The 15,161-nt window shown below is 70.4% G+C and carries 13 protein-coding genes; 5 read left to right on the top strand and 8 right to left on the bottom strand.

Going from position 1 to position 15,161, the window contains the following annotated elements; translation table 11 throughout:
• Window positions 1-19: 19 nt before the first annotated feature.
• On the bottom strand, window positions 20-1,264 hold the full coding sequence (locus BKK80_RS26760; RefSeq protein WP_071071989.1) for an MFS transporter: 1,245 nt from the start codon (window positions 1,262-1,264) through the stop codon (window positions 20-22).
• A 127-nt stretch (window positions 1,265-1,391) separates the two neighbouring features.
• Between BKK80_RS26760 and BKK80_RS26755 the strand changes: the two genes are divergently transcribed.
• The 4 genes from BKK80_RS26755 to BKK80_RS26740 all read left to right on the top strand — a co-directional run bounded on the left by BKK80_RS26755 (window position 1,392) and on the right by BKK80_RS26740 (window position 5,060).
• Complete coding sequence (locus tag BKK80_RS26755; RefSeq protein ID WP_071039924.1) at window positions 1,392-2,354, top strand: LysR family transcriptional regulator; 963 nt, start codon at window positions 1,392-1,394, stop codon at window positions 2,352-2,354.
• A gap of 5 nt (window positions 2,355-2,359) precedes the next feature.
• A complete protein-coding gene (locus BKK80_RS26750) occupies window positions 2,360-3,226 on the top strand; it encodes an AraC family transcriptional regulator (RefSeq protein WP_071071987.1) in 867 nt (288 codons plus the stop codon).
• Window positions 3,227-3,539: 313 nt separating this feature from the next.
• On the top strand, window positions 3,540-4,034 hold the full coding sequence (locus BKK80_RS26745; protein WP_071071985.1) for a GNAT family N-acetyltransferase: 495 nt from the start codon (window positions 3,540-3,542) through the stop codon (window positions 4,032-4,034).
• Between the two features lie 123 nt (window positions 4,035-4,157).
• Entirely contained in the window at window positions 4,158-5,060 is a 903-nt protein-coding gene (locus BKK80_RS26740; protein ID WP_071071983.1) for a DMT family transporter, read from the top strand.
• 9 nt (window positions 5,061-5,069) lie between these two features.
• Here BKK80_RS26740 and BKK80_RS26735 read toward each other — a convergent pair whose 3' ends face one another.
• From BKK80_RS26735 to BKK80_RS26710, 6 genes are all read right to left on the bottom strand, one after another.
• Window positions 5,070-6,080 carry a branched-chain amino acid ABC transporter permease gene (locus BKK80_RS26735; RefSeq protein WP_071071981.1) on the bottom strand — a complete coding sequence of 337 codons (1,011 nt, stop codon included), beginning with the start codon at window positions 6,078-6,080 and terminating at the stop codon, window positions 5,070-5,072.
• A gap of 2 nt (window positions 6,081-6,082) precedes the next feature.
• The gene (locus BKK80_RS26730; RefSeq protein WP_071020380.1) at window positions 6,083-6,955 is read right to left on the bottom strand and encodes a branched-chain amino acid ABC transporter permease; all 873 of its coding nucleotides are present in this window, start codon (window positions 6,953-6,955) and stop codon (window positions 6,083-6,085) included.
• Window positions 6,956-7,053: 98 nt separating this feature from the next.
• Window positions 7,054-7,770: an ABC transporter ATP-binding protein gene (locus BKK80_RS26725; RefSeq protein WP_071071979.1), complete on the bottom strand. Its 717-nt coding sequence runs from the start codon at window positions 7,768-7,770 to the stop codon at window positions 7,054-7,056.
• Window positions 7,754-8,593 (bottom strand): ABC transporter ATP-binding protein, encoded by an 840-nt coding sequence (locus tag BKK80_RS26720; protein WP_071071977.1) that lies wholly within the window; start codon window positions 8,591-8,593, stop codon window positions 7,754-7,756. Before BKK80_RS26720 ends, BKK80_RS26725 begins: the two co-directional genes overlap by 17 nt.
• Window positions 8,594-8,821: 228 nt before the next feature.
• Window positions 8,822-9,964: a CaiB/BaiF CoA transferase family protein gene (locus tag BKK80_RS26715; protein WP_071071975.1), complete on the bottom strand. Its 1,143-nt coding sequence runs from the start codon at window positions 9,962-9,964 to the stop codon at window positions 8,822-8,824.
• Window positions 9,965-10,026: 62 nt separating this feature from the next.
• On the bottom strand, window positions 10,027-10,962 hold the full coding sequence (locus BKK80_RS26710) for a thioesterase family protein (RefSeq protein ID WP_071020390.1): 936 nt from the start codon (window positions 10,960-10,962) through the stop codon (window positions 10,027-10,029).
• A gap of 227 nt (window positions 10,963-11,189) precedes the next feature.
• Here BKK80_RS26710 and BKK80_RS26705 point away from each other — a divergent pair, with 227 nt between their 5' ends.
• Window positions 11,190-13,922, top strand: a complete 2,733-nt coding sequence (locus BKK80_RS26705) for a winged helix-turn-helix domain-containing protein (protein WP_071071973.1) — start codon at window positions 11,190-11,192, stop codon at window positions 13,920-13,922.
• A gap of 63 nt (window positions 13,923-13,985) precedes the next feature.
• On the opposite strand, the gene BKK80_RS26700 is transcribed toward BKK80_RS26705, so the two are convergent.
• The gene (locus tag BKK80_RS26700) at window positions 13,986-15,134 is read right to left on the bottom strand and encodes an acyl-CoA dehydrogenase family protein (RefSeq protein WP_071071971.1); all 1,149 of its coding nucleotides are present in this window, start codon (window positions 15,132-15,134) and stop codon (window positions 13,986-13,988) included.
• Window positions 15,135-15,161: the final 27 nt, after the last annotated feature.

Raw genomic sequence — 15,161 nt, 5'->3', positions numbered from 1 at the left:
TTGAAATGAAGCGCTTGCGCTATGGCCGGGCACCAGCTGCCGAATCCAGCGCGTATCGACGCCGGCCGGCCGTGAATCCATGGGAACTGGCGCGCCAGGCCGCAAGCAGGCCGATGCTCACGAGCAACAGCACCACCCAGGGAAAGGACGCGACACCCGTGGTCTCGAGCAGTACACCGCCGATCATCCCGCTGCCGGCGAACGAGAGATTGAACACCGTCACCAGCATCGACTGGGCAACGTCCGCCCGACTGCCGGCCGCGTCGGCCAATGCGGTCTGCAACAAGGTCGGCGCGCCGCCAAAGCTCAGCCCCCATACCGCCACCCCCAGGCAAAGCACCGCAGGTGCCGTGCCCCCCAGGCCGAACAGCAGCGAGACCGAGGCAAAAGCACCCAGCCCGGCCAGCACCAGAAGGCGCAGCCAGCGGTCAACCAATGAGCCGACCAGCCAGATGCCCAACATGGCCGAGACGCCGAAGATCAGCAGAACGGCATCGACATGGCGGGCCAGTCCAACCGAGGCCAGGAAGGGGGCGATATAGGTGTAGAGAATGTAGTGCGGAAGAATCCAGGCCATCACCACCAACAGCACCGGCCGTACCCCCGGGATGGCCAGCACTTGCCGCACGGGCAGACGGCTGTCGGCCGCCTGGCCGGGATAATCGGGAACCGTCCAGCGCGCCCAGGCCATCAGTATCAGCGCCATGCCCGACAGGATGCCGAACACGCTGCGCCAGCCGATCATGACGCCGAGCCGGGCACTCAACGGCACGCCGACCGATAAGGCCAGGGGAATGCCGACCATGGCCACCGCAAGCGCGCGACCTTGCATCGCGGCAGGGACCATGGCGCGCGCATAGGTTGCCAGGAGACTCCACGCCAGCCCGGTGGCAAGTCCCACGGCAAAACGCGCGGCCAATGTCACCACGTAATGCGAGGACAGCGCGGTGACGGCATTGCAGAGGAAAAATGCCGCCAGCACCAGCAACAGGACCTGCCGGCGTCGCCATCTACGCGTGGCGGCCGTCAGCGGGATGGCCGCCACGCCTGCCCCCAGCGCGCAAAGGGTCACGAGTTGTCCGGCCCAGGCTTCGGTGACATGGAATCCTTGCGCAATCTGTGGGAGCAAGCCGGCCGGCACGGCCTCGTTCGCCGTGGCAATGAAACTGGTCATCGTCAATGCCAGCAAGCCTGCCAGCGGCAGCCTGCCCGCCACCTCCTGGCGCCCGCTATCCGCTGCTGCTGTTCTGCTGATTTCGTCCATAGAGTTGCCCCTCCTATGGCTGTCGGCTGTCGCCCCTCGTCCGGCGTTGCAAGGCAGCAGTCTGGCGGGTGGACTTGGATTTGATAATTGGCTACATTTTTGAATCCAATTCAAATCCAAATGAAAGATGGCGACGGATCGGCTAGGCGATATGCGCCTGTTCGTGGAAGCGGCGGCACTCGGCAGCCTGTCCGCTGCCGGCCGCAAGCTGGGCTTTTCGCCTGCTGCCGCCAGTGCCCGGCTGGCCAAGCTGGAAGCCACGCTTCACACCAGGCTGATCGACCGCAGCACCAGGCAACTGCGCCTGACCGAAGAGGGCCGGCTGTACCACCGGCACTGCTGCATCGCCCTGAGAGCCATCGAGGATGGCGAGGCCGCGCTCCAGGCGAGCCAGGGCGCGGTGCGCGGAAAGGTCCGGATTTCAGCATCGGCCGATTTCGGCCGCCATCTGCTCAACCAGTGGCTGGACGACTTCATCCGTGCGCAGCCGGAACTGAAAATCGCCCTGACTCTGACCGACTCGCTGTCTGAGCTGCTGCACGATGACGTGGACTTTGCCATCCGCTTTGGCAAGCCGGAGAACGATTCGCTGATTGCACGCCGGCTCGCGCCGAACTGGCGGGTCTTATGCGCGGCTCCCGAGTACCTGGCCAGGCACGGTACGCCGCGCACCCCGGCAGACCTGGCCGGGCATCGCTTCATCGTCCTGGTCACCGCCGCTGGCCCGCTGAACGAATTTCATTTCGTGTCGGGAGGAAAGCGCTCGACCCACACCGTCGCCATGGACAATGCGTGGGAAACCAATGATGGCGCGCTGGCACGCACCTGGGCACTCGCCGGAGTCGGCATTGCCCGCAAGACGATCTGGGACGCTGCGGCAGACATCCGTGCCGGCGCGCTCGAGGTCCTGTTACCGGACCTGGTCGAAAGCGAGCCGGGCATCTATGCCGTCTTCCACCGGAATCGGTATATGACGCCCCGCGTGAGGGTGCTGCTGGATTTCCTGGTAGACCGCTTCCAGCGCAGCACCGCGGAGATCCTGGCCGGGCTACCCGCACCATTGGCATCGGCATCGTCGAAGATGGGCTGACGAGCATGACGACCCGCCCGTTCCTGCTCCTTCCCTGCGGCGCGCCCGGCGTGCTGGCGATCGCGGCCGACACGCGCCTGGCCTTCGCGCGGCACACCCACGAGCAATTCGGCTTCGGCGTGATCGAACGCGGCGCCCAGCGCTCGCGCAGCGGCCGCGGCATGGTGGAGGCACAGGCAGGACAGCTCATCACGGTCAATCCGGGCGAAGTCCACGACGGCGCGCCGCTGGGCGACGGCGGACGTGCCTGGCGCATGCTCTACCTCGATCCGGCACTGGTCGCCCAGGCGCGCGAGGAAGTGCTCGCCGCGGGCGATGGCGGCGCGCAGGAGTTCGAGCGGCCCGTGCTGGCGGACCCCGCCGCCACCGCCGATTTCCGCCGGCTGTTCGCCTGGATGACGGCCGCCGACGCGGACCGCCTCGGCGGCGCCGGCACCGCCGCGCTGGCGCGCGACAGCCTGCTGCTCGCCCTGCTGGCCCGCCTCACCCGCTCCAGCGCCGCCGCGCCCCCTTCCATGGCGTCTGCCCTCGCCGCCATCCTGCGCGCCAAGGCCTTGCTCGACGACGACCCGGCCACGGCCCACACGCTGGCCGACCTGGCACACGCCAGCGGCCTGAGCCGCTTCCAGGTGGTACGCGGCTTCACCCGCGCCACCGGGCTCACGCCGCACGCCTACCTGATGCAGCGCCGCCTGCACCGCGCGCGCAGCCTGATCGCACGGGGCACGCCGCTGGCCGCCGCCGCGGCCGCCGCCGGCTTCGCCGACCAGAGCCATATGTCGCGCCTGTTCGCACGCTGCTTCGGCATCGCGCCCGGCGCCTTCGCCCGCGCGGCCGGGGCGGCTCCGGATGTCAGGAGGCGGAAGCCGTAAGGCAGGGATTCCAAAAGTCATCCGTGGCTTGACAGCCAATTCCATCGCTGCCTGCCACGTCGTGGATACGGAATCACTGATGGCCACACGAGGGGCGATAACAGAAATTCGCCCAACTCCGGCCAAGTCATCCTCTTGCCGCCCCTATTTCCAGCAATCCGGCGCCAACATTGACCAATTGGCCGCGTTTGGTTCGAAAGCAGGAACGCGTGTAGAGTCCGCTCCCAACGGTAGGGCCATGAGCGAGCGATTCACGGCAGCACGGATTGCCGCCAGGGATTCATCTGACTGATGACATCGGGAGACGCAAGAATTGCTGACGCATATTGATTATCTGGAGAATCATCACGAACTGATTCCGCTTGTAGCCGAGTGGCAGCATCAATTGTTTGGCTATCTCAGCCCGCAGCTAACCATGGAAGAACGCCTGCTGCGCGTCCAGCGGACCGCCATCCGGCACGCGCTGCCGTTGACCCTGGTCGCCTTGACGGCAGAAGGCAGCTTGCAAGGCGCAGCCAGTCTGGTCCCTGGCACGATCACGCACCAGCACCTTACGCCTTGGGTCTCTTCCGTCTTTGTCGTGCCAGCCTTTCGCAACCAGGGAATTGCCTCCGCGCTGACTCAGCGCCTTGCAAGCGAGGCCAGCCGCTTCGGCTTTTCCCGCATGTACCTCTTTACGCCTCGCAATGAGAGCTTGTATGCGAGATTGGGCTGGCAAACCATCGATTCGCTGCAACTCCAACAGGTGCACGCCAAGGTCATGGCGTTGACGATCGATCGGACTCCGGGTTCGCTTGAGCACAACTAGTCCATTGCGAAAAGCGGTGCTGTACCGTCCGATTTCCTGCAGCGGACCTGCAATTCCGTTCAAGACGCGATGCCGGCACGGACCTAGGCTGGTGCCTTGTCCCACTCCTTCCGCGCCAACCCGATGCCACAACGATCCCTCGGCCATGCCTGCCTCGCCCTTGCCATGGTCATGGTCGGCAGCACCGTCGCCGGCAGCAAGATCATCGCCGCCGGACTGCCGCCCTTCACCGCCACCGCGCTGCGCTTCGCCATGGCCCTGCCCTGCTTCCTGCTGCTGATGCGGCTCACCCGCAGCCCGTGGCCGCGTCCGGACCGCCACGACCTGGCCCTGCTGTGGCTGCAGGCAGCGGCCGGCAGCGTCGGCTACACCACCTTGCTGATCGCGGGCCTGCGGCTGACCCCGGCCGCCGATGCCGGCGTCATCATCGGTACCTTGCCGGTGGTCTCGGCCGCCATCGCCATGCTGCTGCTGCGCGAGCGGCCCGGCCCGAGGCTGCTGCTGGCCATCGCGCTGGCGACCGCCGGCGTCGGCGCCATCACCTTCGCCCCCGGCACCGGCGGCTCGCCGGCGGGCCGGCTGCTGGTGCTGGCGGCGGTGGTCTGCGAAGGGCTGTTCATTTTGCTCAACCGGCGCCTGCGCCAGCCGGTCGCGCCGCTGGCGCTGTCGACGCTGATGAGCGCGCAGGGACTGGCGGTCTGCCTGCTGCCGGCCGGCCTGGAAACCTGGCCGGCCAGCTGGCCGGCACCGGCCCTGGCGGCGGTCGCCTGGTATGCGCTCGGCCCCACCGTCTGCGGCTTCCTGCTCTGGTATGCGGGCTCGGCCCGCACCAGCGCCTCGGAAGCCGCCTTGTTCACGGCGCTGGCACCGGTCTCGGCGGTGCTGCTGGCCTTCGCCTGGCTGGGCGAGCCGCTGCGCTGGATCCAGCTGGCGGGGGTGGGCTGCGTGCTGCTGGCCGTGCTCAGCCTGGTGCTGGCGCCCCGTGTGGCGTCCGGCCGTCCGCGCCCTGAGTCTTCGATTCGTTGACTCAGGGCCTCAGTGCGCGCCGAAGCGCGCCCGCGCCTGGCGCACCAGTCCCGCCACGCCGCCCGGCAGCACGAACACGAACAGGATCAGCACCGCGCCGTAGATCGCCCACGGCGCGGCCTTCGACACCTTTTCCGCGGCACTCGGCACGAACATGATGAAGAGCGCGCCGTACCAGGCGCCCGCCAGCGTGCCGACCCCGCCCACCACCACGCCCACCAGCAGCGAGATCGACAGGAACATGGGGAAGGAATCGGGCGCCACGAACTGCACCGCGATGGCGGACAAGGCGCCGCCGACCCCGGTGAACATGGCCGACAGCGCGAAGGCGCTGGCCTTGTAGTGGCGGTTGTCGATGCCCATGCCCTCGGCCGCGAGCGGATGCTCGCGGATGGCGACGATGGCGCGCCCGGCACCGCTGTCGAGCAGGTTGCGCGCCAGCACGAACATCAGCAGCACCACCGCCAGCGCGAACAGGTAGAGCCACTGGTCCTGCGTCAGCGGCAGCCCGAACGGCGCATCCGGCTTGTTCAACACGATGCCCTGCACGCCACCGGTCCAGGGCTCCAGGTACTTGTACTTGAGCAGCTGCGGCATCGCCACGCTGAGCGCGAAGGTGGCCAGCGCCAGGTAGAGCCCCTCCAGCTTCAGCGCCGGCAGCCCGAACAGGTAGCCTGCCACCAGGCAGGCCAGCGCCGCCGCCGGCAAGGTGGCCCAGTAGGGCACACCGAAGCGGTCCATCAGGATCGCGCAGGTATAGGCGCCGATGGCATAGAAAGCACCGTGACCGAGCGAGATCTGCCCGTTGTACCCGGTCAGGATGTTGAGGCCGAGCAGGGCCACGGCATAGGACAGCACCATGGTCGCCTGGAACACCACGTAGCCCTGCGCGACGAAGGGCACGGCCAGGGCGGCGGCGAGCAGCGCCAGCCACCAGGGCAGGACGCGCGCCCCGGCGCCGGCAGCGGAGGGAGCAGCGGGAGCAGCGGGAGCGGCAGTGGCGGGATCGAAGGACGTCATGGTCACACCTTCAGTACGATGGTCTTGCCCAGCAGCCCGGACGGCCGCACGATCAGTACCGCGACGATCAGCACCAGCGCCACCGTCAGCTTCAGCTCGGTCCCTACCACATAGGTGCCGATCAGGTTCTCCAGCACGCCGACGATGAAGCCGCCCAGCACCGCGCCGGCGGGGTTGTCGATGCCGCCGATCAGGGCCCCGGCGAAGGCGTAGATCAGGACGCCGCTCATCATGCCGGGATCGAGGAACACCACCGGCGCCACCAGCATGCCGCCGATGGCGCCGACCGCGCCGGCCAGCCCCCAGCCCAGCATCAGCATGCGCCCCACATTGACGCCGACCAGGCGCGACGACAGCGGATTCTGCGCCGCCGCGCGCATGGCGAGGCCGAGCGGCGTGAAGCGGAAGAACAGGAACAACAGCGCCATCACCGCCAGCGTCACCACGATGGCGCCCACCTCGTGCGGCGACAGGTAGCTGGACCCGTACCAGGCGCTCTCGGGAAAGGGGCTGGGGAAGGGCTGGATGGTGAAGCCGAACAGCCAGCCGGCCAGGCTGTGGAAAATCATCAGCAGCCCGACGAAGACCACCACCACCGACAGCACCGGCGCCGAGCGCATCGGCCGGATCACCGCCAGCTCCACCAGCGCGCCCAGCGCGAAGGACAGCACCACCGTCAAGGCGAATGCCGCCCAGTAAGGCAGGCCGGCCTGGATCATGGCCCAGGCCAGGTAGGTGGAGAACATCGCCATTTCACCCTGGGCGAAGTTCACGTGGTGGGTGGACTGGTAGATCATCACCAGCGCCAGCGCGACGCTGGCGTAGATGCTGCCGGTGGCGAGTCCGGACAGCAGTTGATGCAGGAAGGCATCCATCGTGTCTCCTCCGTTCACGGACGGGTCTTGGCGGCCCGCCGATGCATGCCGGCGGGTTCCGCGGGTTCGAACCTGGCGCCCTCCGGGGGCGCGGGCGCTCAGTTGCCCAGGTAGACGCGGCGCACCGCGTCGTTGGCACGGATCTCCTGCGGCGTTCCCTGCAGCACGATGCGGCCGGTCTCCAGCAGGTAGACCGAATCGGCGACGTCCAGCGCCAGCGCCGCGTCCTGTTCGACCAGCAGGATCGACACGCCCTGCTCGCGGTTGATGCGGCGCATGATGTCGAAGATGTCGCGCACGATCAGTGGCGCCAGGCCGAAGGACGGCTCGTCGAGCAGCAGCAGCCGCGGCCGCGACATCAGCGCGCGGCCGATCGCCAGCATCTGCTGCTCGCCGCCCGACAGCGTGCCGGCCTGCTGGGCGCGCCGCTCCTTCAGGCGCGGGAAATAGGCATAGATGCGCTCGAAGTCTTCGGCCACGCCGGCCTTGTCGCGGCGCAGGTAGGCGCCCAGGCGCAGGTTCTCCTCCGTGCTCAGGCCGAGGAAGGTGCCGCGCCCGTCCGGCACGTGGGCCACGCCCAGGCGCACGATGTCCTCGGTGGCGCGGCCGTCGGCGCGCGCGCCGCCGATGCGGATCGAGCCCGAGGTGCGCACCATCATCTGGCACAGCGCGCGCAGCGTGGTGGTCTTGCCGGCACCGTTGGCGCCCAGCAGCGCCGTCACCGAGCCCGGCCGCATGGCGAGGTCGATGCCGTGCAGCACGCGGGTGCCGCCGTAGGCGGCATGCAGGCCCTCGACTTCAAGCAGCGGCGGCATGCTGGCCTCCCAGGTAGGCGCGGATGACTTCCGGATGCTGGCGCACCTGCGCTGGCGTGCCCTCGGCGATCTTGCGCCCGAAGTTCAGCACCACCACCTTGTCGGACACCGCCATCACCAGGCTCATGTGATGCTCGACCAGCAGCACCGTGATGCCGAGGCGGTCGCGGATATCGCGGATCAGCCCACCCAGGCTTTCCAGTTCCTCATGATTGAGCCCGCAGGCCGGCTCGTCGAGCAGCAGCAGGCGCGGCCCGCCGGCCAGCGCGCGGCCCAGCTCGACGCGCTTCTGCGTGCCGAACGGCAGGTCCGCCACGACCCGCCCGGCCACCTCCTGCAGGCCGAGGTAGTGCAGGATCTCGTCCGCCCGCCGGGCCGCCGCGCGCTCCACGCCGCGCTCGCCCGGCAGGCGCAGCAGCGCGCGCAGGAAGCCCGCGTGGTGCCGGCTGTGGCAACCGACCAGCACGTTCTCGCGCACCGTCATGGAGCGGAACAGCGCCAGGTTCTGGAAGGTGCGGCCGATGCCGATGCCCGCCATGCGGTGGCGGCGCAGGCCGGACACGCGCCGGCCCTCGAAGGCGATGGCACCGCCGCCGCACTCGTAGATGCGCGACAGGCAGTTGAACAAGGTGCTCTTGCCGGCCCCGTTCGGGCCGATCAGGCCGCAGATCTGCCCGGCCTCGACGCGGAACGAGACCGCATCGAGCGCCTGGATGCCGCCGAAGCGTACCGAGACCGCGTCGACTTCCAGCAGGGGAACGGCCCCCTGCGGCGGCGAGGACTGCGGCGGCGAGGACTGCGGCGATTGTGGCAGGGGTGGCATGGCGCGCGCTCCGGGAGGGATGGGAAGGGATGGCCGCGTCGACCCGCGACCTGCGACCGCTGACGGTTGGCTGCCGGACGCTGGCCGGCAACCGGCGCGGTGCCGGCCGGCCGGCGGCCACGCATGCCTGCCATTCTTGGCGCGGCCCGCCCCCGCAGGCTCGTCGGAAACGACGATTCGGGCGTCGCACGGCAAGCGGCGCCGGCACCATGCCGGCACGCCGTGGGCTCAGATCACGCCGCGCTGCTTGAGGTCCGCCACCGCGGCCGCCGTGAAGCCCCAGTCGCGCAGCACCGCCTCGCTGTCGCCGCCGCGCGCGGCCGGGCCGCGCGGTGTCGGTGGCGGCGTGCGTGAGAAGCGCGGCGCCGGCGCCGGCTGGGTCACGCCATCGATCTCGACGAAGGTGCCGCGCGCCAGGTTGTGCGCATGCGCGGGCGCCTCGTCCCAGTCCAGCACGGGCGCGAAGCAGACATCGGAGCCTTCCATCAGCTCGCACCATTCGGCGCGGGTGCGGGTCTTGAACACGTCGGCGAGGCGCAGCTTGAGCACCGGCCAGCCGTTCACGTCGCGCTGCGCGGCGAAGGCGGCATCGTCGATGCCGCTGAGACGGATCAGCTCGGCATAGAACTGCGGCTCGATGGCGCCGATGGCGACGTACTTGCCGTCGGCGCAGGCATAGGTACCGTAGAAGTGCGCGCCGCCATCCAGCAGGTTCTCGCCGCGCTGGTTGCTCCAGCTGCCGGCTGCCTTGAAGCCGTACATCATCGCCGACAGCAGCGCCGCACCGTCGGTCATGGCGGCGTCGACCACCTGGCCCTTGCCGCTGCGCAGCGCTTCCAGGCGCGCGCACAGCACGCCGAAGGCCAGCATCATGGCGCCGCCGCCGAAGTCGCCCACGTAGTTGAGCGGCACCACCGGCGGCTCGTCGGCGTGGCCGATCGCATGCAGGGCGCCGCTCAGCGCGATGTAGTTGATGTCGTGCCCGGCCGCCTGGGCCAGCGGCCCGTGCTGGCCCCAGCCCGTCATGCGGCCGTAGACCAGGCGCGGATTGCGCGCCAGGCAGGCGTCCGGCCCCAGCCCCAGGCGCTCCATCACGCCCGGGCGGAAGCCCTCCAGCAGGATGTCGGCCTGGGCCACCAGCTGCAGCACGGCCTCGGCGCCGCCCGGGCGCTTGAGGTCTAGCGCGAGCGAGCGGCGCCCGCGCGCCAGCACATCGAAGCGCGCGGTCTTGGGCATCACCTCGCCCGCCGGCCCGGGCCGGTCGATGCGGATCACCTCCGCGCCCATGTCGGCCAGCATCATGGCGCAGAACGGCGCCGGCCCGATGCCGACCATCTCCACGACCTTCAAGCCTTGCAAGGGACCCGTCATTGGTCAGCTCCTGGCAGCGCCGCTGCGCTTTGGTTTGGGGGGAAATGCCGTGGCCGGCCGGTTCAGCGCGGCAGGCCGGCGCAGGCGAGGCCTTCCAGCCGCCGCGCCAGCGCGGCGGGCACCGGCGTGGGCCGGCCATCGGCGCGCGCGATGAAGACCATCACGTTGTCGGCGATGCCGACGCAGGCCTCGCCCTGGAACACCGCCGTACGCAGCACGACCGAGGTGCGGCCGATGCGCACCACGCCCGATGCCAGCGTCATCTCGGCGCCCGGCCGCACCTGGCGCAGCACACGCGCGCCGGTGCTGGCGATCAGCATGCCGACCGGCCCGTGGCGCAGGTCCGCGCCGCAGTCCTGCCCGAGCGCCAGCAGCAGGTGCGAGCGCCCCTGCTCGAAGTAGCGCGCCAGCGCGAGCTCGCTCAGCATGCCATCGGCGTCGAGGTCGCCGAAGCGGGTGGTCAGCCGGTCCGCGCAGGGATAGCCGCCGGCCTCGGCACCGCCACCATCGGCATCGTCCCCTGCGCCGGGGCCCGGCGCGCCGCCCGGCAGGCCGGCCGCCATCACCGCATCGGGGCCGAAGTCCAGCATCGCTTCGCGCACCGCCGCCGGCAGTGGCCGCCATTCGCCGTCGCGCCAGGCGCCGATGCGGCACGACTGCACGCCGACGCAGCGCCCCTGCTGGAACAGCCCCAGTGCCAGCGTGTAGCCGGATGCATCCACCTCCACCAGGGCGGCGCCACAGGTCACCGGCGCCGGATAGTAGGTCACCTGCAGGAAATCGGTGCGCACCGCGCGCGTGCGCACGGTTGCCGTCAGCGGCTGCCACGCCTCCCAGCCGAATACCGACAGGTGCAGCCGCGAGCGGGCCTCGGCGTGGAGGGTCTGCACCGCCACATTGTTGACGTGCCGCTCGGCGTCGACATCCGCGTAGCGGGTGGGCAGCTCGAAGCGGAGCCGGTAGGAGGCCAGGTCCTGGCGCCAGGAATCGTTCTTCATGCTCGCAGGCAGTAGGGGCGGAGGCGGGGCGGCATACGCCGCGCAGGATGCCTGCCATGTTAGGCAGCGCCGCGCGCCGCCACATCGTCGCTTAAGACGATTGGCCGCGAGCGCCGGCCACGCCATGCTGCTGTGCGACGTGGCCGAACGCCGCGCTCGTTGTATGCTCGGGCACGCCGGGCCGCCGCCGCGTGCTTCCCGATGGCCCGGAACCCCTCACCCTGCCCATGCCCAGCCCGGTCGACCCGTCCCGTACCCCGCTCACCAGCAAGCTCAGCCCGCCCACCACCAGTGTCGCCCAGGTGGCGCGCGGCGAGATCCGGGAACGCGTGCGCGCCGCCGGCGCCGCCAGGGTGGTGCTGGTGCGGGCGCCGGCCGGCTTCGGCAAGACCACCGCCATGGTGCAGTGCCGCTCGCTGCTGGAAGCCAGCGGCGTCGACACGGCATGGCTGACCCTGGATGGCGCCGACAACGACCCGTCCCGTTTCCTCGCCTGCCTCGCCGCCGCGGTCGGCGGCATGGCGGCGGACGCACCCGCCGCGGCCCCCGCGATGGCGGACGCGGGCCTGCGCTCGCCGGCCGACATGGCGCTCGCCATCATGGCGGGCCTGGCCGCGCGCACCGCGCCCTTCGCTGTGTTCCTCGACGATTTCGAGGCCCTGCAGGAGGCCGCCGTGCTGCGCCTGGTGCGCGAGATCCTCGACGGCCTGCCGCGCGGCGGACGCCTGGTGATCGGCTCGCGCGGCCTGCCCGACCTCGGCCTGGGCCGGCTGCGGGCACGCGGCCAGTTGCTCGAGATCGACGCCGCCCTGCTGCGCTTCTCGCTGCCGGAAACGGCCGAACTGCTGAACCGCCGCCGCGACAGCGCGCTGCCCGACGACGAGGTGGCGCGCCTGCACGGCAAGGCCGAGGGCTGGCCGGCCGCGCTGTGGCTGGCTTCCCTGGCGCTGGAACGGCGCGACGACCACCGCGACCGGGACCGCTTCATCGCCCGCTTCTCGGGCTCGAACCAGGCCCTGGCCGACTACCTCGCCGAAGACGTGCTGGAACGCCAGCCGGCGCCGGTGCGGGATTTCCTGCTGCGCACCGCCATCCTGCGGCACCTCGACGCCGGCCTGTGCGACCACCTGCTGCCCGGTGTCGACAGCGCCGCCATGCTGGCACGGCTGGAGGCGGACAACCTCTTCCTGACGCCGATGGAAGGCGACGCGCCGAGCTACCGCTACCACAGCCTCTTCGCCGACTTCCTGCGCGCCCAGCTCCAGCGCGAACTGCCCGACGAGGGCCGGCGCCTGCACCGCGCCGCCGCGCACTGGTACGAGGCGCACGGCCGGCCGGTGCCGGCCATCGACCACGCGCTCGAAGGCGGCAGCTTCGACCACGCGGTGCGCTTGCTGGCCCGGCACGCCATTGCCCTGCTCGAGGGCGGCCGCATGCGCCTGCTGACGCGCTGGTTCGGCGCCATCCCGCCCGCCTGCATCGCCGGCTCCCCGCTGCTGCAGGTGGTCCATGTCTGGGCCCTGTGCCTGACGCACGGCCCGCACGAGGCCCAGGCCAGGCTCGACGGCTACGGCTGCGCCGCCGACCCGGACCCGGAGGTGCGGCCGCACGTGCTGGCGCTGCAGCCCTTCCTGCTGGCGGTGATGGACCAGGCCGAGGAGGCCTTCGCGCTCGGCCGCGAGGCGCTGCGCCACATGCCGGCGCGCCAGGGCTTCGCCGAGGGCGTGCTGTCCAACTGCATGGCCTACCTGTCGGCGGTGATGGGCGAGTACCAGGAATCGCACCGCCTGCTCGATGCCGCGCGCAGCAGCCCGGGCGCGGCGGCCAGCCACTTCATCAAGATGTACTCGGAGTCGGTCGGCGGGTTGACCGATCTCGAGGAGGGCAGGCTGCGCCAGGCCACCGCGCGCTTCCGCATCGCCGTCGGCGCGACCCATGCGGCGTCGCAGGGCCATACCGGCGGCAATGCCTGGGCCGGCGTGCTGTACGCCGCCAGCCTCTACGAGGCCGACGAGCTCGACCAGGCCCGGCACCTGCTCCAGGTCTACCTGCCGCTGGCCAGGGATGCCGGCCTCGCCGACCACATGATCCAGGGCTATATGCTGCTGTCGCGCATCGCCTTCCACCACGGCGACGTCGACCAGGCCTTCCATTGCCTGACCGAGCTGGAGTACCTGGGCCACCAGCGCCAGTTGCCGCGCGTGGTCAGCAGCGCCAAGCTGGAACGCGCCCACCTGCTGACCATGCAAGGCCACCTGCAAGGCGCCCGCGAGGAACTGGAGCGTGCCAACGATGCCGCGCTGTGGGCGCGCGTGGCGCGCCTGCGCCTGCCCGCGCACGATCTCCAGACCCATGAGATGGCCGAACTGCGCTGGCTGGTCGCCGCCGGGCGCGCCGCGTCGGCGCTGCCGCGCCTGGCCGACGGCATCGACGCCGCCGTGCGCAGCCGGCGCTTCCGCCGCGCCCTCAAGCTGCGCGTCCTGCAAGCCATGGCGCTGGCCCGTGCCGGCGACGCCCCGGCCGCGCTGGCGGCCATGACCGGCGCGCTGCGCAACGGCTGCGCGGAAGGCTTCGTGCGCCTGTTCGCCGACGAAGGGGGCGACGCCGCCCTGCTGGTGCGGCAGGTGGAAGCGATGACGCAGGAAGAAGGGGCCGGCGCCGGCGCCGACCCGATCTTCCGGGCCTACCTGCAGCGGCTGGCGCAGGCATGCGGCGGCGCCGGGCCCGGCGAGGCGGCCTTGCCGCCGGACTGCCCTGCCCTGGTCGAGCCGCTCACCGCCAAGGAGATCCGCCTGCTGGCCCTGGTCGCCGAGGGCTACTCGAACAGCGCCCTGGCCGAGAAACTGTTCGTCTCCGACAGCACGGTGCGCACGCACCTGCGCAATATCAACGGCAAGCTGAACGCGCAGAACCGCACCCAGGCAGTGGCCATCGCGCGCCGCCTGGAATTGATCCGCTGATCCGCTGATCCGCAGCCGCGCCGACCCTGTGCCGCGGCGCCGGCGCACCGGCGCCTGCCCGGCCTACAGCGCGCGCGAGATCACCTCCTTCATGATCTCGCTGGTGCCGCCGTAGATGCGCTGGATACGCGCGTCGACATACATGCGGCCGATCAGGTACTCGTTCATGTAGCCATAGCCGCCGAACAGCTGCAGGCATTCGTCGATCACGCGGTTCTGCAGCTCGCTGGCCCACATCTTGGCCATCGAGGCGCCCACCGTGTCGAGCCGGCCGGCGACGATGTCCTCGACGCAGCGGTCGATGTAGGCCCGCGCCACCGTGACGTGGGTGGCGATCTCGGCCAGCTTGAAGCGCGTGTTCTGGAACTGGCCGATGGGCTGGCCGAAGGCCTCGCGCTCGCGCGTGTACTGCAGCGTGGCCTCGTAGGCCCCCTCCATCGCCGCCGCCGCGGTGACGCCGATGATCAGGCGCTCGTACGGCAGGTCGCTCATCAACTGGTAGAAGCCCTTGCCCTCTTCGCCGCCCAGCAGGCAGTCGGCGCCGACGCGCACATTGTCGAAGAACAGTTCGGAGGTGTCCTGCGCCTTCAGGCCGATCTTGTCGAGCACCTTGCCCACCTGGTAGCCGGGACGGTCCTCGGTCTCGACGATCAGGATGGACATGCCCTTGGCCTTCTGCGCCGGATCGGTCTTGGCCACCACCAGCACCAGGCCGGCCAGGTAGCCGTTGGTGATGAAGGTCTTGGCGCCGTTGATCACATAGCCGTCGCCCTGCCGCTCGGCACGCGTGCGCACGCCCTGCAGGTCGGAGCCGGCCCCCGGCTCGGTCATGGCGATGGCGCCGACCAGCTCGCCGCGCGCCATGCGCGGCAGGTAGCGCTGCTTCTGCGCCTCGGTGCCGTGGTTGAGCAGGTAGTGCGCGACGATGCTGTGCACCGAGGCGGCCATGCCGGTCAGGCTGCGCCGCGCCATCTCCTCGTAGAACACCGCTTCGTGGCGGAAGTCGCCGCCGCCGCCACCATAGGCCTCGGGAATGTCCGCGCACAGCAGGCCCAGTTCGCCGGCCCGGCGCCAGATCTCGCGGCCGACGTGGCCGCGCTGGCGCGCCGCCTCGTCGCCGGGCACCATCTCGTTCTCGACGAAACGCACCACGGTGTCGCGGTACATCGTCAGTTCTTCGTTCATCCACGAGCGTGGAAACTCGATTGCCATGACTGTCTGGTCTCCTTGAATGGCTGC

This window comes from Cupriavidus malaysiensis, from assembly GCF_001854325.1.
Taxonomy (GTDB): Bacteria; Pseudomonadota; Gammaproteobacteria; order Burkholderiales; family Burkholderiaceae; genus Cupriavidus; species Cupriavidus malaysiensis.
The sequence above is the reverse complement of the archived record's forward strand: the minus strand, read 5'-3'. Positions and strand labels throughout refer to the sequence as shown.

Bases quoted from the DNA above. Each gene is read 5' to 3' on its own strand.
- BKK80_RS26735 (WP_071071981.1), bottom strand. From the start codon at position 6,080: ATGACGTCCTTCGATCCCGCCACTGCCGCTCCCGCTGCTCCCGCTGCT.
- BKK80_RS26720 (WP_071071977.1), bottom strand. From the start codon at position 8,593: ATGCCACCCCTGCCACAATCGCCGCAGTCCTCGCCGCCGCAGTCCTCG.
- BKK80_RS26750 (WP_071071987.1), top strand. From the start codon at position 2,360: ATGACGACCCGCCCGTTCCTGCTCCTTCCCTGCGGCGCGCCCGGCGTG.
- BKK80_RS26760 (WP_071071989.1), bottom strand. From the start codon at position 1,264: ATGGACGAAATCAGCAGAACAGCAGCAGCGGATAGCGGGCGCCAGGAG.
- BKK80_RS26710 (WP_071020390.1), bottom strand. From the start codon at position 10,962: ATGAAGAACGATTCCTGGCGCCAGGACCTGGCCTCCTACCGGCTCCGC.
- BKK80_RS26705 (WP_071071973.1), top strand. From the start codon at position 11,190: ATGCCCAGCCCGGTCGACCCGTCCCGTACCCCGCTCACCAGCAAGCTC.
- BKK80_RS26730 (WP_071020380.1), bottom strand. From the start codon at position 6,955: ATGGATGCCTTCCTGCATCAACTGCTGTCCGGACTCGCCACCGGCAGC.
- BKK80_RS26725 (WP_071071979.1), bottom strand. From the start codon at position 7,770: ATGCCGCCGCTGCTTGAAGTCGAGGGCCTGCATGCCGCCTACGGCGGC.
- BKK80_RS26755 (WP_071039924.1), top strand. From the start codon at position 1,392: ATGGCGACGGATCGGCTAGGCGATATGCGCCTGTTCGTGGAAGCGGCG.
- BKK80_RS26715 (WP_071071975.1), bottom strand. From the start codon at position 9,964: ATGACGGGTCCCTTGCAAGGCTTGAAGGTCGTGGAGATGGTCGGCATC.
- BKK80_RS26740 (WP_071071983.1), top strand. From the start codon at position 4,158: ATGCCACAACGATCCCTCGGCCATGCCTGCCTCGCCCTTGCCATGGTC.
- BKK80_RS26700 (WP_071071971.1), bottom strand. From the start codon at position 15,134: ATGGCAATCGAGTTTCCACGCTCGTGGATGAACGAAGAACTGACGATG.